Here is a 19,392-nt window from a genome sequence, read left to right on the forward strand (position 1 = left end):
AGCTCCTCCTTTCTTAGCCCAGAGCTTCCACGGCAGCCAGGGCGGCGTTGGCGCCCATGGTGATGCCCTTGGTGGAAACGGTGGCGCCGGAGATGGCGGTGATGTTGCTGCCCACCGCCAGGGTGCCGGCGCCGGACATGCCGATGAACTGATCCAGCACGGGGGTACCGGCGGCATTGGGCTTGTTCTCGACCACCTTGGTGCCGATGCCGGAGGTCTCGGAGTGGCTGACCACGGAGATGCCGGTGATGGCGCCGTTGGCGTCGATGCCCACCATCATGGTGATGGTGCCCTGGGAGCCGGAAGCGGCAACCTTGGCCACATAGCCGGCCTCTGCGCCGCCGTTGGTGACGCCGTACAGCTCGCTGACGGTGCCGCCCTGTGCCTTGGCGGCATCAATAGCGGCCTGGGGAATTTCCAGGGCGTCGGTGAACTCGCTGCCCTCGGGGACAACGGCGCTCATGGCCACCCGGGTCTTTTCCGCTTCGATGGCGGCGATCTTGTCCTTGGTGACGCCGTTGACCAGGCCCAGCAGCAAGGCCACCACCAGGGAGATAACAGTCAGGGTGCCGGCGACCTTCAGAATAAACTTACCGGAGATCTTCATTTTGCAGCCGCCTCCTTCTTTTCTTTCTTGGGAGCACCGTAAATGCTGGGCCGGATGTACTTATCCAGCAGCCAGGTGGTGCAGTTCATGATCAGGATGGAATAGCAGACGCCCTCGGGATAGGAGCCGAAGCGGCGGATGAAGCAGGTCAGCAGGCCGCAGCCGATGCCGAAGATGATCTGGCCGGGCTTGGTGACGGGAGAGGTGGCATAGTCGGTGGCCATGAAAATGGCGCCCAGCATCAGGCCGCCGCCGAAGACGTTATAGAGCATGTAGTCCACGGCGGAGATACCGGCGGGGGCGGAGATCAGGCACAGGACGGCCACGGTGGCGATGAAAGCCACGGGGGTGTGCCAGGAGATGACCTTGCGGATCACCAGGTACACGCCGCCCAGCAGCAGCATCAGCGCGGAAACCTCGCCCAGGGAGCCGCCGATGCGGCCCAGGAACATATCCACCACGGAGTAGTTGCTGGTCAGGGAGGCCAGGTCGCCGCCCTTCATGATGGCCAGGGGGGTGGAGGAGGTAACGGCGTCAGCGTTGGAGCCGAAGATGGACAGCTTGCTCATGGGCACGGCCCAGGTGGTCATGGCGGTGGCATAGCTGGCCAGCAGAACGGCACGGCCCACCAGAGCGGGGTTCATGAAGTTGCAGCCGATGCCGCCGAACAGCTGCTTGACCACCACGATGGCGAAGAACGCGCCGATGATGATCATCCAATAGGGCAGCGTGGGGGGGCACACAAAGGCCAGCAGCATACCGGTGACCACGGCGGACAGGTCGCCGATGGACTGGGGCTTCTTCAGGAGCTTGCGATAGCCCCACTCCCAGAACACGCAGGCGGCCACGGACACCAGGGTCAGGGCCAGGGCCCGGAAGCCAAAGACGAACACGCTCATGATCAGAGCGGGGATCATGGCAATGATCACGTCCATCATGATGGTCCGGGTGCTCTCGTTGGACCGGATGTGGGGGGAGGAGGACGCGATCAGCTTCAAATTCTTGTAATCGGTCATGGTTTACGCCTCCTTCTTTTCGGCGGCGGCCTTCTCGGCCTCTGCCTTGGCCTTGGCGGCCATTCTTGCATTGTTGACTTTCTGCTTGCCCATGCGGAAGGCGTGGGTCAGGGGCAGACGGGCGGGGCAGGTATAGGCGCAGGCGCCGCACTCGATGCAGTCCATGCCGTGGAGGGTGTTCTGCCAGGTGTCCACGTCGCCCTTCATCAGGTACTTATACATGAACACGGGCTCCAGCCGCATGGGACACACGCCCACGCACTTGCCGCAGCGGATGCACTGGGGATTCTCCTCGTACTGCTCCTCATCACCGGCGAAGGCCAGCATAGCGCCGGTGCCCTTGCCCACGGTGACGTCCAGGTTATACTGGGCAAGACCCATCATGGGGCCGCCCATGATCAGCTTATAGGTCTCGTCCTTCAGGCCGCCGCAGGCATCGAACAGGGCGGTGATGGGGGTGCCGATGGGGCACTCGAGGTTCTTGGGCTCGATGACGCCGGAGCCGGACACGGTGACCACCTTGCTGACAACGGGCATACCGGTGTAAACGGCCTTATAGATGGCGCAGGTGGTGTTCAGGTTGAAGATGCAGCAGCCTGCATCGGCAGGCAGCTTGCCGGAGGGAACCTGACGGCCGGAGATGGCCTGGCACAGCTGCTTTTCAGCGCCCTGGGGGTAGCGGGTATGCAGGACCTCCACCACCACGGGGGCCTTCAGCTCGTCGATGGTCTTGTTCAGCACGTCGGCTGCGTTCTGCTTGTTGGCCTCCACGCCGATGTACACGTGCTCCACACCGAAGCACTTGGCCAGCAGGGTGGCGCCCTTGATGACCTGCTCGGGCCGCTCCAGCATGGTGCGGTGGTCGCCGGTGATGTAGGGCTCGCACTCGGCGGCGTTGATGATGACATAGTCCACCTTGCCGAGGCCGGAGCTGATCTTCACGTGGGTGGGGAAGGTTGCGCCGCCCTGGCCCACGATACCGGCGTTCTTGACGATCTCCACCAGCTGCTCGGGAGTCAGGCTGTCGGGGTCGTCCACGGGATGAATGTCCGGACACACGGTGTTCTGGAAGTCGTTCTCGATGACCACGGACATCATGGTCCCGCCCATGGAGAAGGGACGGGGCTCCACTGCCTTCACCGTGCCGGACACGCTGGCATGGATGGGAGCGGACACGAAACCGCCGGGTTCACCGATCTTCTGACCGATGGTCACCTTGTCGCCCACCGCAACGATGGGCTTGCAGGGTGCACCGATGTGCATAGACATGGGAATGACCACCTCAGCCGGGGCTGCCAGCTGTTCGATGGCCTTTTCATTGGTTGCGGCCTTCATATCATTGGGATGAACGCCGCCAAAGAAAGCTTGTGCCATTGTCTTCACCTCATCTTACTACTGGGTGGCCCTATGCCACCACATACTGCCCTAAATTCTACACCAGATTTGGCTTCTTGTCCACCCCCTGTATTCCGGTTTTCTGCAAAAATTATAGGTTTTTGTCTTATTCTTAGCTTTTCGGAGGGAATCCGGCGGAATCTTTATCCAGAAATACCCGAAATTTCCCGCTCTTGTGTTTGGGGGCGGCATATGGTATACTATGCGCAGAAAAGCGGACATATGGCCGCCTGCGGGGCGGCGTGTCACAAGAAAGGAAGTGCTTTCATGCCCGATCGCATTCAGATTAAAGAAGAAGCCAAGCAGGTGCTGCGGGGGGCCCGGGTGAACCCCTACCTGGTGTCACTGATCGTTGTGGGGGTTCTGGGCCTGCTGGGCGGGCTGGACTCCTATGTGGGGGCGTCCCAGACCGTGGACCAGATGGCAGGCTATGACCCCGACCTGGCGGCGATGCTGCCCAACTTTCCGGAGTTCCCGGTGCTGCTGGTGGCCTTTGTGGCGGCGGTGAACTGGCTGGCCCAGGCAATTCTCAGCGCCGGCTGGTCCATCTATCACCTGGGCGTGCGCCGGGGCAAGGAAATGCCCTTCTCCTGCCTGCTGGACGGGTTCGGCTTCCTGGGGAAGCTGATCCTGCTGAACATCGTTATGAGCATCTTCGTGTTCCTGTGGTCCCTGCTGTTCTATATCCCCGGCCTCATCGCCCAGTACCGGTACCGCTTCGCGGTGTATAACCTGTGCGAAAATCCCGACATCGGCATCATGGAGGCCATCAGCATGAGCAAGGCCCAGACGGCGGGCTTCAAGTGGACGCTGTTTGTGCTGGACCTGTCCTTCATCGGGTGGATCCTGCTGTCCGGCCTGACCCTGGGCATTTTGGACATCTGGCTGGCCCCCTATCGGGAGCAGGCCAACGTGGGCTATTTCCAGGAGATCAAGCGGGTGAAGGGCATCGGCTTCCAGTCCGGCCCCGACGGCGGCGATGACGATCCCTTCCGGCCCATCGACCCCTTCGGCCCCAACGAATAAGCAAAAAAATCCTGCGGCAGAGCCGCAGGATTTTTTTGCTTACTTGTAGTAATCCGTTTCGTCGGTGAGGGCCATAGGCAGGCCGTTGTGATACACCGGCAGGGTCTGGAACTTGAAGCGGCTGGTGCAGTGCCTCCGGTCGATCTGCTCCCGGATGGCGGGGTCGCAGACGCCCCGGCGGACATATTCGTTGACGGCGTGATAGGTGAAGCCCAGGTTGTCCTCGTCGGTGAGGCCGGTGAGGCCGTCGGAGGGGGCCTTCACCAGGAACTTTTCCGGCAGGCCCAGCACCCGGCCCAGGGCAATGACCTCCTCGGTGGTGTACATGCCCAGCGGGGAGAAGGCTCCGGCGGAGTCGCCGTAAATGGTGCAGTAGCCCACCCAGTCCTCGGAGAGGTTGCTGGTGTTGATGACGATGCCGTCGGGCACGGTCTGGGCCACGGCGTACAGAGTGGCCATGCGGATGCGGGAGGGCAGGTTCACGGCGGTCTGGCGGCTGGGAGTCAGGCCCGCCTTCTCCATTTCCCGCAGAACGCCCTGAACGGCGTCGTGGATGTTGATGGTGCAGTGGGGGATCTGCAAGTGCTCCACCAGGGCCTGGGAATAGTCGATGTCCGGCTGGACGCCGTTGGGCATCAGCACGCCGTATACGTTCTCCCGGCCATAGGCAGCCACAGCCAGCGCCGCCACGGTGCTGCTGTCCTTGCCGCCGGAAATGCCGATGACGGCGGTTTTGCCGCCGCACTGGGTCATCTGCTGGTCCATCCACTCCAACAGGCCCGCCAGCTGCTTCTGGGGATTAAATTCCATAGGAATGCGCCTCCTGTCTTTCAATTGGTGTTATTTTACCCCCCAGGGGTCCCGATGGCAAGCATTTTTTCCGCTGATGAGGGTGGCTTCCGCGGGGATATGCGGTGCATCATACGGCTCTCTTCCGTGCTGCAAATGTTTATTGGGGCTTTACGCCGTCAATGGTCAGCACCGTGACGGTGCTGCCGGGGGCGTATGGCTCCAATGCCCGCCGGAAATCGTCGATAGTTTCCATTTCCTTGCTGCCCACATAGTAGCGCTTATCGAAAAAACCCTTCTGGGGCGTGTAGTCGGAGCTGGACCCGGCGGTGACAGTCCGGCTGCCGTGAAGCAGGCGAAGCTCCACAATGTCATTCTCCTCCGCCAGCGCCGCCAGCTGCTCCAGGGAAAAGGGCTTTCCGGCAGCCTTCTCCCGGCCCGATACCGGCTGCCTGGTCTTGGGGGATCTGCGGTGCTTCCGGACGATGTTGATCTCCACCAGTGCGCATATAACGCCGTAAAAGAGTCCCCAGGTCAGCACGATCAGCAGCACGAACACCACCGCCCGGGGCGTACTCATGGGCCGACTTCCGTTGACCACTGTCAAAAGCCAGTAGGACAATAGACACAGCAGTATCCGGCAAATGGGCCAGGTGTAGCCGGTAGCGTTTTTGTTCACGCGGAACAGTGCGCACCATAGGGCTTCCAGACGCTTCTTCATAGAGCTTCCCCTCCTTTTTTCTCATTGTATCCCATCTCACGGACTGCCGTCAACACAATTATGATATGTTCCTGTTTTCAACGGAGCGGTGAGACGGCTCCACATACACGGCGCAGACATTGCAGCCCGGGGCGCAAGCGGGGAAATTTTGATTTCCCGACAGGGTGCGGCCTTTTTTGCCCCCTCTGGCGGATAAAATGGGGGAAAGGAGGTCGAACGCCATGAAATTGCAGCGAAAAGGTGAGTTTCTATCCACCCGGGTCCAGTACATCCCCCTGGGCCGCATCCGGCCCAATCCCCAGCAGCCCCGCCGCAGCTTCGATGAGGAGGGCCTGGCGGAGCTGGCGGCCAGCATCCGCTCCTGCGGCATTCTGCAGCCCCTGACCGTCCGCCGGGCCGGAGACGGGTATGAGCTGGTGGCCGGGGAGCGGCGGCTGCGGGCGGCCCGGATCGCCGGACTGCGGGAGGTGCCGTGTCTGGTGGCCCAGGTAGGGGAGGAGGACTCCGCCCTGCTGGCCCTGATGGAGAATCTCCAGCGCCGGGACCTGGACTGCTGGGAGGAGGCGCAGGCCATCGCCCGGCTGATCTCCCGGTATGGGCTCAGCCAGGAGGAGGCCGCCCGGCGGCTGGGCCGGGCCCAGCCCACCGTGGCCAACAAGCTGCGCCTGCTGCGTCTGCCGGAGGACGTGCGGGCCCTGCTGCGGGAAAACGGCCTGACGGAGCGCCACGCCCGGGCGCTGCTGCGGCTCCAGGACCCGGAGGTCCAGCGCCGGGCCGCCGGGGATATGGTGCGCCGGGGGATGAACGTGGCCCAGGCGGAGGCCTATGTGGAAAAGCTCCTGCAATCGGCCCAGGTCACCCCGCCCCGGGGCCGGAGCACCTACATCATCAAGGACGTGCGGCTGTTTCTCAACAGCGTGGACCGGGGGCTGCACCTGATGCGGCAGGCCGGGGTGGACGCCGGATGGAATCGCCAGGATACGGACCGGGAGATTCTGCTGACCATCCGCATCCCCAAGCGCGCATCGGGAAAAATCGATAGTGTGTCCGAAAGTTGCTGATTGTTACCGGATTGTAACTTTTTTCCGCCGGGGTTGTAGTATACTGTAAAGACGCGCATTGGCGCGGTTATACAGAAACAAGGAGGGGCATCCATGGAACAGACCAACCAGAAGCCCTTACAGAAGGAAAAGAAGCCCCGGTCCCCGGGCCGCACCGCGGGCCTGATTGCCGGCATCGCCGTGGGCGTGCTGGCGGCGGCGTACATAGCCGTCTGCGCGGTGGCCGCCGCCGGAGGGACCACCCTGCGGGGCACCCGGGTGCTGGGGGTGGACGTAGGCGGCCTTACGGCGCAGCAGGTCCGGGACAAGTGGCAGCGGGAGGGCGACGCCGCCTGCCGCAAGGAAACCATCGACCTGACCCTGGAGGACCAGGTCATCGGCACGGTGAACCTGACGGAGCTGGGGGTGTCCGTGACGCCCCAGGAGGCGGCCCAGGCCGCCTGGAACGCGGCCCACGGCGGCAATTTCTTCGTCAACGGCTATCACCTGATCCGCAGCTGGTTCGGGGACACCCAGGCGCAGGTCCAGTGGGACCTGGACGCCGGGCAGCTGTCCCAGCGGGCAGAAAGCCTCAGCCGGGAGCTGAGCCTTGACCCGGTGGACGGGGCGTACCGCATGGAGGAGGGCAAGGGCGACGGCTTCTACGTCACCAAGGCCGCCGACGGCCGCACCATCGACGGGGACAAGCTGGCCCGGGCCCTGCACCAGGCGGTGACCACCCGGTGCATGGACCCCATCCCCTGCGTCAGCACCATCACCCAGGGCAAGCCCCTGGACCTGGCGGCCCTGGAGCAGGAGATCGGCGGCCAGGGAAAGAACGCCTCCTATGACCGGTCCACCGGCCAGGTGGTGGAGGGGCGCATAGGCGTCACCTTCGACGTGGCCGGGGCCGAAAAGCTGGTGGAGGACGCCCAGCCCGGCCAGGAGATCGTCATCCCCGCCCAGATCACCTATCCCACCGTCACCAAGGCGGAGCTGGAGAAGGTGCTGTTCCGGGACGTGCTGGGACAGTACACCTCCTATGTCTCCGGCACCAGCGACCGGATTTTCAACGTCCGCAAGGCCGCCGGAAACATCAGCGGCTCCGTGGTCAACAGCGGCGAGAACTTCAGCTATAACAATGCCGTGGGCCCCACCACCAAGGAGGCCGGGTTCAAGATCGGCACCGCCTATGTGGGCGGCAAGGCCGTGCCCTCCTATGGCGGCGGCGTGTGCCAGGTGTCGTCCACCCTGTACTATTCGGCCCTGCTGGCCAACCTGAAGATCGTGTCCCGGGCCTGCCATATGTACGCCCAGGATTATGTCCCCTCCGGGTGCGACGCCACGGTGTTCTGGCCGTATCTGGACTTTGTTCTGCAGAACAACACGGACTATCCCATCAAGATCGTCACCTATTGGTACAACAACAACGTCACGGTGAAGATCTTCGGCACCAAAACCGACAGCAGCTTCGTGAAGATCACCAGCAAAACCGTGTCCACCACCCCCTGGAAAACCATCTATAAAGAGGTGGACAGCCTGGCCCCCGGCGCGGAGCGGGTGACCCAGTATCCCATCACTGGGTTCACCGTGCAGACCTGGCGGAATGTGTACGACGGCAACGGAAATCTGATCTCCAGCAGTTTCGAGGCGGAGAGCAATTATGACAGCCGGGACAAGATCGTGGAGGTGGGCAAGCAGGAGCCCCAGCCGGAGCCCAAGCCCGACCCCACACCCACCCCAGAGCCTGAACCCACCCCGGACCCGGAGCCTGAACCCACACCCGATCCCGCCCCGGACCCGGCAGAACCCGGAACATAAGCATAAAAAATCGGGGCCTTTTCAGGGCCCTGATTTTTTATGCTTATCAAAAAGGGCCTTGCCCTTTTTGAGACTCGCCGTCCACCAGGGAGCGGAAAAACGCCTCCCGGGCGGGATGCTGATAGGTGCGGCTGATGGGGACGCAGCCGCCGCTTTCCATGACAAAGGCTCCGTCCCTGATGCACCGGATCCGGGACAGGTTCACCCAATAGCTCTGGTGGCAGCGGATGAAACCCCGGCTCTCCTCCAGCAGCTGGGCGGGGGTCCGCTGGGTCATGAAGTCTCCCCGGGTGGTGACCACCCGGGTTTTCCGCAGCACCCGCTCGGCATACAGCACCTCCGACACCGGCACCCGGTACGATGCGCCGTCCCGCTCCAGCAGCAGGTCGGCGCGGACGGCGCCCAGGGCGTCCATGGCCCGCCGCAGGGCGGGACCCAGCCGCTGGGCCATCTGGGATTTCAGGATAAAATAAACGTGCTCCACGTCATACACCGACGTGGCATAGTCCAGAAAGCTGCTGACGAAGATCACCTGGCAGCGGGGCAGCTTCTCGTGCAGGCGCTGGGCCAGCTCGATGCCGCTGCTGTCGGGCATACAGATATCCAGCAGGGCGATGTGGGGCCGGTAGCCTCCGCCGGTAACGGCGTCCATCAGCTCCCCGGGGGCGGAAAACGTGCGGATGTCGCAGTCGGCAGCCTCCGGCGTCTCCCGGGTGCAGCGCAGGGTATTCTGCATATGCAGGGTGTCGTCGTCGCAGATAGCAAGACGGAACATCAGGCTTCCTCCGTTTCTCCTTGATTTTCCGGCAGCTGCAGGGCAATGGACACGGTGAACTGTCCGTCCCGGACCTCCTGGGTGCAGGAGCCGTGGTACCGCCCGGCCAGGTCCGTCAGAATGTGCAGGCCGATGCCCCGCTCCAGCTGGGGAATGCGGCGCTCCTTCCGGGTGTCATCCGCCGGGGCGGGGTTGGTCTCCGTCACCACCAGATAGTCCTTCCGCAGCCCGGCCTCCAGCCGGATGAACGGCGAGGCCACCTGGCCGCAGGCCTCCACGGCGTTGTCCATCAGGTTGCCGAACAGGATCACCAGGTCCACGTTGGCAATGGGCAGCCTCCGGGGCAGCACCACCGATGCCTCCACCGGGATCCCGGCCTGCCGGGCCTCCCGGATGCGGCTGAACAGGAAGGCGTCCACCAGCGGATTTTCGCACTGGCCCAGCTGGGAGCTGTGCTCCTGCTGGCGCATTAGCTCCCCGGCATAGGCTGTGGCCTCCTGGCGGCGGCCGCTCTCCAGCAGCAGCTGGATGGTGTGCATATGGTGGGCGATGTCGTGGCGGATGCGGCGGTTGTCCTCGTACTGATCCACCAGGGCGGAATAGTGCTTCAGCTGGTTATCCAGCTGGTCATTCAGCAGGCGGTTGGCGGTCTCCAGCTCCGCCTTCCGGGCGGTCTGCCCGATCAGGCAGAACAGCGCCACGTCGGACACGGCAAACAGCAGGATCAGAACGGACATTCGCGGCCAGTTGACGGCCTCCGGAAACTGGGTATACAGCCGGAACATGGTAATCAGGCAGACGCTCTGCTGCAGGGGGAAAACCGTGAAGATCAGCCATTGGGTCAGGGTCAGCGGCCGGCCGTTCCGGGAGAGGGCCCGGGTGGCCAGGGCCAGGACTCCGGCATACACCGAAACCGTCAGCAGAGCCATAGGCTCCGCCGCCGCGGAGTGCCAATAGTCGACCTCCCCGTTCAGGCCAAACAGCATCGGGAAGATCACCGACAGCATCATCTCCATCATCAGGAGCGTTGCCTCCGGCAGCAGGGCCACAAAGGCCGTCAGGGGGATCGGGCTGCGGTACAGCGTCAGCCCCAGGATCAGAAACAGCAGCGGAATGGAGATCAGCCGCAGCACCGACAGCCGGTTCAGCCCATAGTTGACCCCCAGCGCCACCGCCGGGACCACCGCCGCGCAGATCAACATGGTTATCCGGAAGCTGAATCGGGGCGTCAGATTTTTCCACAGGAACAAAACCCAGACTGCCAGCAGGCAGATGTTATAAATCATGGAAACCGTCGTGCTCAAAAATATCCCTCCTATACAGTGAAAATACATTGTAGCATACGCCGCCGATAATTGCAAGAATTGGAAATTTATGGTAAATAATGTCGAGTTCTGCGCATTTTGCGGCGAATTATGCAAATTCCATGAAATGGGAGAAATCCTGGGTTATAATGACATAAAAGCGTGGTATCGCCACGGCACGGGAGGATCACGCCACCAAGAAGAAGGAGAGAACATCCATGACAAGCAAGCTGACCATTCTGTCCATTGACCCCGAGACCGCCGGTGAGGACGTCCGGCGGATGCAGGAAGCCCTCTGCCTGCTGGAGCAGCTGCGGCAACTGCTGAAAAACATTGGAAGCCATGACCTGGCGGACCTGGCCGTCTGTGCGGCCCAGGAGCTGCAGGAAGCCGTCCGCTGCATCCGGGAGAGTGCCCGGAAATATGAAAACGTTGTGCTGGAGCCGGAGCTTACCCGTCCCGGGGAGGGTTCCGGCGCCGTCTGGCTGGCTGCGGCGGCGGCAAAGCTGCTGGCCCAGGTGCCCACCCATGAGGAATGGGCCTGCCGGGAGCAGGCCGCCATCGACCGGCACATTGCCGACGGCAAGCGCCGGGTGCGAGAGCTGACGGAGCAGCTGAGCGGCCTTCCCCGTTCGCGGCGCAGAGTCTGATTCTGCAAGCCATTCCCCTTCCCTCATATCCCCGCCCGCTGCCTGCCTTTTTCCGGCAGCCCCGGGCGGGGTCTCTTTTTGTGGCCGCCGGTGCAGAAAGCTCTTGAAAACGGGCGCGCTGTAGGGTATACTATGGGGGCGGCCGCTCAAGCCGACAATATATAACCGGGTGTAGCGCAGTTGGTAGCGCGCCTGCTTTGGGAGCAGGATGCCGCAGGTTCGAATCCTGTCACTCGGACCACCTTTCTCAGAGAAACCGCCTAAAAAGGCGGTTTTTCTGCGTTATAAGTTCAATTTTTGAAGTGTGCTTGACCACATCCCAATTGTGGCCAGAGAGGTAAAACGGCAGTTGCAACCTCGGTGCGGGAGAACGCCGAAGACCGCAAAATCCCTAACCCATCCCTAACGGGTATAACTTTGGTATTTTCGCCGCAGATACGCCGGAAACTTGAATTTTCCGACATTATCCACTATAATAATTTTACGGCTGCCTTTGCGCCGCCAAGGCAGCCGTGTGGGTGTATTCCCGTGCGGTCTTTTTCGTAATCGTAATATCAGAAGTGTCTCACATCAATGCTTTTCAGTGAGGGAATCAATATGGATTGGGTAACTGCTATTAAAGAAATACAGAAGGCTCAAGAGGATGATCGATTGGTCATTTTTGTAGGAGCTGGAGTTTCCAAAAATTCTGGCGTCCCTTCATGGTGGGAATTAATAAGAAATTTTGGAGATGAGCTTGGTTATAGTCGGTGCGATACTTGTCAGAAAAAAGTTGCTGATTGTCCCAAGTCAGATTGTAAAGACCGATACGAATATACCCAAGAGGAGTTTCTTCGCATCCCTGAGTATTACTTTCAGCAAGATGCCTCCGAAAACCACGCCGATTATTTTGGGTTAATTCAAAGTGCATTGCATTGCGAAAATGGCCCCAACCCAATCGATGATGAAATCCTTTCCGTTTTTCCCCGCCATATCATAACAACCAATTATGACCCGCTCCTCGAAAAATCTCAATCTGTGAATTCTCTGCTCTATACTGTTGTAGCTCGAGATAGTGATTTACTTGCAGAGGCAAATGATCGTTATATTATCAAAATGCATGGCGACCTTGATAAGCCGGACACAATTGTACTCAAAGAGAGCGACTACATTAAATACGAGCAAGAACACCCTTTGATCTGCACTTTCATCAAATCGCTTCTTGTCAATCATACATTCATTTTCCTCGGCTATTCCCTAAATGATAATAACCTCAATTTAATTATTGGATGGATCAACTATTTTAGAGAACTTCATGGTGTCAAGGAACGTCCGGCAAATTTTTGGCTTGACTCAAAGCCCGCTACACCATTTGAAGAGGCGCGTTTGGAAAGCCGCAACATTTATGTTGTTGACCTCAGTTCTTTACCTGCTGATTTAGGCGAAAAGGCAGGCGTTCCATCCTCCATTACTAATGGTACTGGGCGAAAGCTTTTTACATTCCTTCGCTGCATTACAAACCCTAAAATTACTTATCAGCATATTCCGCTTGAAGATCGAATCGTTGAGAAGTATCAGCTATTAAAGTCGTATTCTAAGATTTCACACCAAGATCTCATTGCGGTGCATCCACTTGGTCGGACAAAGTTTTTGGACACGGAACTTATTTTCTACGAGAAGCCTTGGTATGAGTGTATCCAAAAGCTCTTATCTGATAGCCATTCTGTTGTATCCAATGTCTATAGACGTGCCGGTATATCCGCAATTCATTTTTATGAGAGCGATTCACCGTTCCCTGTTCCAGATGTCTACGAGCCAGTAGATTCTCTTTTCCAATTGTACCTTGACAATAACTACAGCACACTAAACGCAACGCTCGAAACCTGCAAAGATTTAGTCCAGAAAATGCACTATAGTCATTTGCTTGGTAAGGACAAAAAGCATGTAGAAATGTTGCTCTCTGTTATTACAAAAGCAAATCCGCCTGACGATTATGTTTCTGTTTTACTATCTAAAATGAGGGCACGCATTGCAACGCTTTCCTATTTTGAACGACAGGAGAATAAAACCTTAGAGCTGCAAAGGGCGTTTAACACGTCCCCGCCCGAACGCTACAAGAACGCCGTATCCTTTTTGAGGATGCTATTTGATTCTCCTGCAAAGAATATGCAGAAGATGGAAGACATTCTTAGCAAACACGAAAGGAGGTACGCATTCGACAACAGAACTACCTATTTCGATCATTCATATATTGGCTTATGGGAATTGAAAGCGTATGCTTACGACTACTATTTCTTTTTCAAAGAAAACGGAATTCCGCTTGACTACTTCTCAGAACCCAAAGAATATTTTAGCTATTATTTAAAGGCGTTACTCTGTTCGTACTCACCCGAAAGCAAAAAAATGGATTTCTGGGGTATTGGAGCCCATAAAGAGGAACATAATTATCCGATTGGCGAAGTAGATTTGGATATGCTCGTAAAATTCACCTCACCTAAGACTCTGAAATCCTGGCTCAAAAAATATTCAGTACAAAAGCTGAAAATTGAAGATGGGCTCGATATTACCCAAAAGTTTGTAAACCTATGCGCCAGTTTAGCCCATTTCAGAATCAGATATTGGCATGAGCATATCCACTGCTTTGCGATCATTCTCTGCTCGGTTGATTTAGGCAAAAACAGTGTATGTGCTATTTTCAGGGCTTTGGCAAATGTTGTAATAGAGGCATCAAAGTCAGCTCCCGTAATGGTCGAAGATGTTTTTGACGCAATTGAACTTATTGTAAACCACATATCGGTTAAAGATGTCTGTGCAGAAAGGACTTTGCTCCTCGATGCACTTTTAGCTGATGCGATTTACCCTTTGCTGATAGATCGAAAGAACAGTTCATTTGGACGCATTATCAGAAAATATGCCGACGAAATATCTCAAGACAACAGGGACCAGTTCAAGCGACATATTGATGGAATAAACGATATCACGCAAAAGGTAAAGAAGTTGTACTTTTTCAGGTCTTTCTATTCAAAAGAATTCTGTACTACCTTTTTTGGGGAGCATCTTGATCATCTTTCAGCAGAGCAGAGTTTTAATTTGCTTACAGAAAATATCCTACCGTTTGATGAAAAATGCTGGGCGAAATTCATCTCAACTTTGGAAAAACAGGATGCGGCAAGGAAAGCACAGCCAGGGATGCGTACTTTTCCTGACTGGTTAATTGTGACCATTGAAGAGTGTATGATCTTAAAGCTATTGGGATTTGATATAGACCTTACTTCCTTAGAGCCATATGCCCATTACTCTGAACACCTTTCCTTCATGGTAAATCCAGAAGCTTTCGATTACTCTCAGGTAAATACTGAGCATTATATGTGGCAAAATCTCATATACTCAAAAGAATATCAGCCTTATTTTGTTGAACACAAAAGTGCGGTATTGTCTGATGATTTGAGAAAAAGCTTTGACTTGGGTGTTGCGACAGAGGCGCAGCAAAAAATCGTATATGGTATTTTGTTGAGTCAAGATGAACTTCAACGCTTTTGAGTTACAGTTTTGACGGAAAGGCGAGGCCCAAGGGACGCAATCTTGTCCCTTGGGCCTTGTTGCTTTTATCCCACCTTCTCGAACGGTATCACCTTGCACCAGCTTTCCTCCGGCGGGTCGGGAGGTTCCGGGGTGTTGGCTGCCGTGGCCGATTCCATGAAGCCGCCGATTTTCTCCGCCGCGCCCCTTTGCATATCGTTGGTGATGTGCGTGTAGGTGTCCAGAGTGAATCCGGCACTGTAGTGGCCCAGCATACTGGACAGAGTTTTCACATCCACGCCGCTGGAGATCGCCATGGTCGCAAATGTGTGTCTGAGGTCGTGGAAGCGCACGTGCTCCTCGATGCCTGCGTTTTTCAGCAGCTTCCGGTTGATCCTCGACACGGCATCCGGACTCCAGTAACCGCCTGTGCGGGGCGACGGGAACAGGATGGGGTTGTCCGGGTGCTGTTCATGCTCCTGCACCAGCAGGTTCACCGCCTGCTGTGACAGCGCCACCTTGCGGACAGAGTTTTTCGTTTTCGGCTCCGTCACATCCAGCTCGCCCTCCATGCGGGTGACCTGCTTATTCACCGTCAGGATGCGCTCTTTCACATTCAAATCTGTCCACTGGAGCGCCAGCAGTTCGCCCCGGCGCAGGCCGCTGGACAGTTCCAGATAGAACATGGGCAGGACACCGTACTTCTCCGCTTCCTTAAGGTATCTGCCGATCTTCTCCGGCGGCAGGATGGTCATCTCTTTCTTGTCCTTGGGCGGGATGCGGCAGTTCTCGCAGGGGTTGTATGGGATGAGCCGCTCTTTCACCGCCTGCTTCAGCGCCGCCTGCAGCACCGCATGGACACGCCGCACGAAGGTGTTGGACAGGGGCTTGTCGTTCTGTTTCGCCCCACGGGGCATCCTGCCGTTCTCTTTCAGGTCGTTATACATTCTCTGGATGTGGATGGACGAGAGCTGCTTAAGCTTGATCGCGCCGATGGCCGGGATGATGTGGTGTTCAATGATCCCCTCATAGCCCTTGGCGGTGTTGTAGCGGATGTTGGGCTTGCTGTAAGTTTCAAACCACAGGCGGCACCACTCCGCTGCGGTGTAGTCGCCCGTGTGATTGAGCGGTACGCCCCGGTTTTCCCGAATGGCTTTCGCCAGCTTTTCTTTGCACTCCGCCTGGGTCTTGGCGGACACACTTTTCTGGATGGCCCGGCCGGTGACCGGGTCGATGCCCTGGGTATATCTGCCCTCCCAGCGGCCGCTGGGCTTTTTACGGATGCTGCCCTCACCGTTGGCTCGTTTCTTTGCCATTTATGATCCCTCCTTTTTAACACAAACACATACCACAGAATCTCCGAAATAGCTATTACAATATTTCGGACTTTTTTGTAGCCTGCTCGTCGATCCATTCCATGAATTTGTCACGGGGAACGATGATGCGGCTGCCCAGGGTAATGGTGGGGAAATCCCTGCGGTGCGCCACCTCGTATGCGTGGGCCAGACCGATGCCCAGCACATGGGACACATCCTCCACGGTCAGCATCAGTGGGAGTTCATCAAACGAATTGTATTTGGATTTTCTCATTCAGTTCCTTTCTACCTTCCGCCCAGAAGGATTTAATTCTTTGTTTTGCGGCCCAGTTTTTGAGCCGCTTACATGGTCATGTCAGGCCACTGCTCCTCATGGTCGTCCGGTTTATGACCCAAGGCCATGCGCTTCTCCTGCAGCTTTTTCAGCCGCTTGCGGTCGATCTGGATACCGCCGGGGCGGGACTTGGGAACGGAGTTGTCCTGGAATATTCGGCTCATGTGATGGAGCAGCCGGGTCACCGCCAGCATCACAGAGGGCAGACGGTTTTCCTCCAAATGGTTCAGAAGGTACTGTGCATACTGATTACCTTGCTCGGCGGATTGGGTCAGCCAATATGCGGCTTTCTCCTCGTCGTGGGGAATCTCCTTACCAGCAAGGTACAACTTGCCCAGCATATACTGGGCGTAGGGATTTCCCCCCTCCGCCGACCTGGCAAACCACTCCACCGCGGCATCACTATTTCGTTTGATCAAATCACCTTTGAACAGTTCTTTGGCCAGCCGATACATGGCGTAGTGGCTGCCGTTGACCGCGGCGGTGTAGAGCCAGTTCATCCCCTTCCGGGTATCCCGCACTTCCAAATCATCCGAGAGGTATAACTTAGCAAGGGAATATTGTGCCACCAGATGTCCCTGATCCCCCGCCTGCTCGAACCAGTACCGTGCTTCCACCGAGTCCGGTATCAGCAAAGGTCCGTCCCGCCAGAGCTTTCCCATCAGGTACTGGGCATACATATCACCGTTCTCTGCCAGTTTGTCCATTTCAGAGACGGCGTCGCTCCGTTCCTCCATGGTCAGGCTCTCGTCCCGGATCACATCCCGGAGCGCCCAGTAGTCGTAAGACTCGTTTCGGAATTCTTCCGGCTCATCGTACTGACCGAGATTCTTCTCCTCGAAGCTGATCTCACCCAAGCGCAGGCGCTCCGCCTCCTGAATGACCGCGTTTTTGATCTGCCGGAACTCCTTTTGCTGTGAGAGCGGGATGCGTGCCTGGGTCTTGTCGTGATAGTAGCTGTCCACCTTGCCTTGGAGCATCAGCCACTGGTCATAGCACTTGCTCACGCCGGGGAGACGCTCCATCTCATCAACAATTTCATCCACCAGTTTCTTCAGCCGTTTGGGGAGGTAACCGTAGGATTTCTTGCCCTTGACCGTTTCGAGCTGCACCGCCAGTTCCAGCATGAGCTGTTCGGCGTCCGGGTGGTCACATACGCCGTCCTGCATAGCGTGTACCAGTTCCAGCATCGCCCGGCGGGATTCCCGTACCAGCTCGTCTCTGGACTCAGACTTCTGTTCGTAGAGATGGAGCATCTCGTTGCGGAAAATATCGTTGGTGAGCTTGGATTTGATCTGACGGATGCCTTCCTTGGAGAGGTAGGCCTGGCCCGTCTTGGCGGACCAGGCCATCATGTGGATGTGCGGGTGCTCGCCCTCGTCGTGGAAAGCAGCGTACCATCGGGAGTCGCCGGGTGGGATCTTCATTGCCGCCGCGATGTCGTTGCGGTGGGCGCGGATGAGGTTTCGCCACGCCGCGGCGTTATCGAAGCCGAGCCGGGCAGCATCCTCACGCTTGAGGGAGATGATGTGCGTCCACACATTTCCCGTGTAGCTCTCCAGTTCCTCCATGGCCTTCTCCAGCGAAACGGTGTCGTCATCACTGAACAGACCATGAGCGCCGATGCGCTCCGCGCGAGGACGGGTGGCGATGTACTTCATGTACTGCTCTGACTCGTGGATGGCATCCCAGTTGGATTCCAGCGCCAGCGTGATGAACGCAGAGGCGCTGACCTTAGTGGGCTTCGTCAGGTAGTCCTCGTACTCATAGCGCGTCTTGCTGTCCGGAAAGTCCTTGACCAGTTTGGCGATCAGCTGCTCCTGTTTTCGTGTGGGCGGACGGTCATTCGAAATGAGTTCTACCCGCTCCCGGGTCGCGATGTAGCGAAGGTATCCGGAGGCCCCGCCGGTGCTTTTGATATAGGGACTCTTGAGGATCAGTCTTGCCATTCGTCATCATCCCAGTCCGGCTCCTGACGGGAGCGCGCGTACTTCTCCAGAGAGATAGTACCGTTGGTCGCTCTAACATTCCGGACACTCTGCGCGCGTCTGCGCTTCAAGTCATCCCGGTCCATCTCGAACGCTTCCGCGATGATACCGTTGGTCATGTCCTGCTCCACGCATCTGGTAAAATCTCTGCGGGCGATATAGTCCTCCAGTCTGCTCAGCCTGCCGTCGATGGCAGACGTGATTGCCATGGGCAGCAGCGTTGTGTTGTCCTGTATTCCCAGATAGTCCACATAGAAGTTCACGGCTTTCTCGATGAACTCATTTTTGCTCTGGCAGTTGTCGGCAGCGTACCACTGCTCGATCCTTCTTCTGGTTTCCGGCTGCATCCGGAATGCAATACGATCTCTGGTTTCTTTACTCATTCAATTCCTCCTTTTTGCTGTAAGACATCCTTGAAAAGTCCTGCAACACGGGGCTTTTCGGGGAAGCTGACGCCATCGGTGCTTTTTTCGCCTCTCAAAGACGCCAGCTTCAAACTCCCGAAACTGCCCGCACTGCGGGCAGAAGTGGCGGCTGCGGCGGCACGTGCGACGCCATGCCTTTATCCTGCTTTTTCTTTCGTCCCGCAAAAGTCTGCCGAAAACGGCTCACATCCGGCTTCAATCCCCTGGTCGGGACTGGGACTCGCTTCTTCCCGGAAAGGCGCACACAAGGCGTTCTGGCGACCCTGGGCGTTGGACTTTTTGAGGAGTTCTGCCACACGATAGCGGGCGGCAGCCTCCTCTGCCTGCCGGAACTGCCGCTCATAGAACGCTTCGAGTACACCTGGGATAGGACGAATGGTGTAGAGCAGATTCCCGTTCAGGGGTCTGCCATCTTTGCTTCGTACCATCGTCGGCTCCGTGTAGATGAGACCTTTCTCCTCCAGCTGCCGCACATACTTTGCCACCGTATTTTCACTCATGCCGATCGCATGGCCGATGGTTTTGTAACTGGGGTAGCACTGGTAGGTCTTACGATTCTCGCACCGGAGCAGATAGATGTAGAGAGATATCTCCCGGTAATCCAGACCGATGCTGAATATCTCGTTGGGCACCATAAAATAGTTTTTCTCTGCGCTGCGCTTGGGCCATTTGTTGTAACTCAATTCA

Annotated in this window: 17 protein-coding genes and 1 tRNA gene; 6 read left to right on the forward strand and 12 right to left on the reverse strand. The window is 57.5% G+C overall.

Features of this window, described 5'->3' with window-relative positions:
- Positions 1–13: 13 nt before the first annotated feature.
- The 3 genes from LKD37_RS07635 to rsxC are packed head-to-tail and all read right to left on the reverse strand — an operon-like array spanning position 14 to position 2,997.
- Positions 14–607 (reverse strand): RnfABCDGE type electron transport complex subunit G, encoded by a 594-nt coding sequence (locus tag LKD37_RS07635; protein WP_302928661.1) that lies wholly within the window; start codon positions 605–607, stop codon positions 14–16.
- Positions 604–1,623, reverse strand: coding sequence for an RnfABCDGE type electron transport complex subunit D (locus LKD37_RS07640; protein ID WP_302928663.1), 1,020 nt, complete (start codon positions 1,621–1,623; stop codon positions 604–606). The genes LKD37_RS07635 and LKD37_RS07640 overlap by 4 nt, the downstream gene beginning before the upstream one ends.
- A 3-nt stretch (positions 1,624–1,626) precedes the next feature.
- On the reverse strand, positions 1,627–2,997 hold the full coding sequence (gene rsxC / locus LKD37_RS07645) for an electron transport complex subunit RsxC (RefSeq protein WP_302928664.1): 1,371 nt from the start codon (positions 2,995–2,997) through the stop codon (positions 1,627–1,629).
- A gap of 288 nt (positions 2,998–3,285) precedes the next feature.
- Here rsxC and LKD37_RS07650 point away from each other — a divergent pair, with 288 nt between their 5' ends.
- A complete protein-coding gene (locus tag LKD37_RS07650) occupies positions 3,286–4,044 on the forward strand; it encodes a DUF975 family protein (protein WP_302928665.1) in 759 nt (252 codons plus the stop codon).
- Between the two features lie 39 nt (positions 4,045–4,083).
- Here the strand turns inward: LKD37_RS07650 and nadE are convergent, their stop codons facing one another.
- Complete coding sequence (nadE, locus tag LKD37_RS07655; RefSeq protein ID WP_302928666.1) at positions 4,084–4,854, reverse strand: NAD(+) synthase; 771 nt, start codon at positions 4,852–4,854, stop codon at positions 4,084–4,086.
- Between the two features lie 139 nt (positions 4,855–4,993).
- Entirely contained in the window at positions 4,994–5,554 is a 561-nt protein-coding gene (locus LKD37_RS07660) for a hypothetical protein (protein WP_302928668.1), read from the reverse strand.
- 221 nt (positions 5,555–5,775) lie between these two features.
- Between LKD37_RS07660 and LKD37_RS07665 the strand changes: the two genes are divergently transcribed.
- Positions 5,776–6,615 carry a ParB/RepB/Spo0J family partition protein gene (locus tag LKD37_RS07665; RefSeq protein WP_302928669.1) on the forward strand — a complete coding sequence of 280 codons (840 nt, stop codon included), beginning with the start codon at positions 5,776–5,778 and terminating at the stop codon, positions 6,613–6,615.
- Between the two features lie 93 nt (positions 6,616–6,708).
- A complete protein-coding gene (locus tag LKD37_RS07670) occupies positions 6,709–8,415 on the forward strand; it encodes a VanW family protein (RefSeq protein WP_302928670.1) in 1,707 nt (568 codons plus the stop codon).
- Between the two features lie 46 nt (positions 8,416–8,461).
- Here the strand turns inward: LKD37_RS07670 and LKD37_RS07675 are convergent, their stop codons facing one another.
- Together LKD37_RS07675 and LKD37_RS07680 are read right to left on the reverse strand one after the other, a co-directional pair.
- The gene (locus tag LKD37_RS07675) at positions 8,462–9,190 is read right to left on the reverse strand and encodes a LytR/AlgR family response regulator transcription factor (protein ID WP_302928671.1); all 729 of its coding nucleotides are present in this window, start codon (positions 9,188–9,190) and stop codon (positions 8,462–8,464) included.
- Positions 9,190–10,494 (reverse strand): sensor histidine kinase, encoded by a 1,305-nt coding sequence (locus LKD37_RS07680; protein WP_302928672.1) that lies wholly within the window; start codon positions 10,492–10,494, stop codon positions 9,190–9,192. The genes LKD37_RS07675 and LKD37_RS07680 overlap by 1 nt, the downstream gene beginning before the upstream one ends.
- Before the next feature lie 218 nt (positions 10,495–10,712).
- Between LKD37_RS07680 and LKD37_RS07685 the strand changes: the two genes are divergently transcribed.
- The 3 genes from LKD37_RS07685 to LKD37_RS07695 all read left to right on the forward strand — a co-directional run bounded on the left by LKD37_RS07685 (position 10,713) and on the right by LKD37_RS07695 (position 14,663).
- On the forward strand, positions 10,713–11,144 hold the full coding sequence (locus LKD37_RS07685) for a hypothetical protein (protein WP_302928673.1): 432 nt from the start codon (positions 10,713–10,715) through the stop codon (positions 11,142–11,144).
- A gap of 165 nt (positions 11,145–11,309) precedes the next feature.
- Positions 11,310–11,385 (forward strand) — tRNA-Pro (locus LKD37_RS07690).
- 356 nt (positions 11,386–11,741) lie between these two features.
- Complete coding sequence (locus tag LKD37_RS07695; RefSeq protein WP_302928674.1) at positions 11,742–14,663, forward strand: SIR2 family protein; 2,922 nt, start codon at positions 11,742–11,744, stop codon at positions 14,661–14,663.
- A gap of 65 nt (positions 14,664–14,728) precedes the next feature.
- On the opposite strand, the gene LKD37_RS07700 is transcribed toward LKD37_RS07695, so the two are convergent.
- The 5 genes from LKD37_RS07700 to LKD37_RS07720 form a co-directional block, all read right to left on the reverse strand.
- Positions 14,729–15,958 (reverse strand): tyrosine-type recombinase/integrase, encoded by a 1,230-nt coding sequence (locus LKD37_RS07700; RefSeq protein WP_302928675.1) that lies wholly within the window; start codon positions 15,956–15,958, stop codon positions 14,729–14,731.
- Between the two features lie 55 nt (positions 15,959–16,013).
- On the reverse strand, positions 16,014–16,232 hold the full coding sequence (locus LKD37_RS07705; RefSeq protein ID WP_302928676.1) for a helix-turn-helix domain-containing protein: 219 nt from the start codon (positions 16,230–16,232) through the stop codon (positions 16,014–16,016).
- Positions 16,233–16,300: 68 nt separating this feature from the next.
- The gene (gene mobP3 / locus LKD37_RS07710) at positions 16,301–18,241 is read right to left on the reverse strand and encodes a MobP3 family relaxase (RefSeq protein WP_302928677.1); all 1,941 of its coding nucleotides are present in this window, start codon (positions 18,239–18,241) and stop codon (positions 16,301–16,303) included.
- The gene (locus LKD37_RS07715; protein WP_302928678.1) at positions 18,229–18,663 is read right to left on the reverse strand and encodes a hypothetical protein; all 435 of its coding nucleotides are present in this window, start codon (positions 18,661–18,663) and stop codon (positions 18,229–18,231) included. The genes mobP3 and LKD37_RS07715 overlap by 13 nt, the downstream gene beginning before the upstream one ends.
- A gap of 179 nt (positions 18,664–18,842) precedes the next feature.
- Positions 18,843–19,388: a helix-turn-helix domain-containing protein gene (locus LKD37_RS07720; protein ID WP_302928679.1), complete on the reverse strand. Its 546-nt coding sequence runs from the start codon at positions 19,386–19,388 to the stop codon at positions 18,843–18,845.
- Positions 19,389–19,392 lie beyond the last annotated feature (4 nt).

Source organism: Brotocaccenecus cirricatena, assembly GCF_020687045.1.
GTDB lineage: Bacteria > Bacillota > Clostridia > Oscillospirales > Oscillospiraceae > Vescimonas > Vescimonas cirricatena.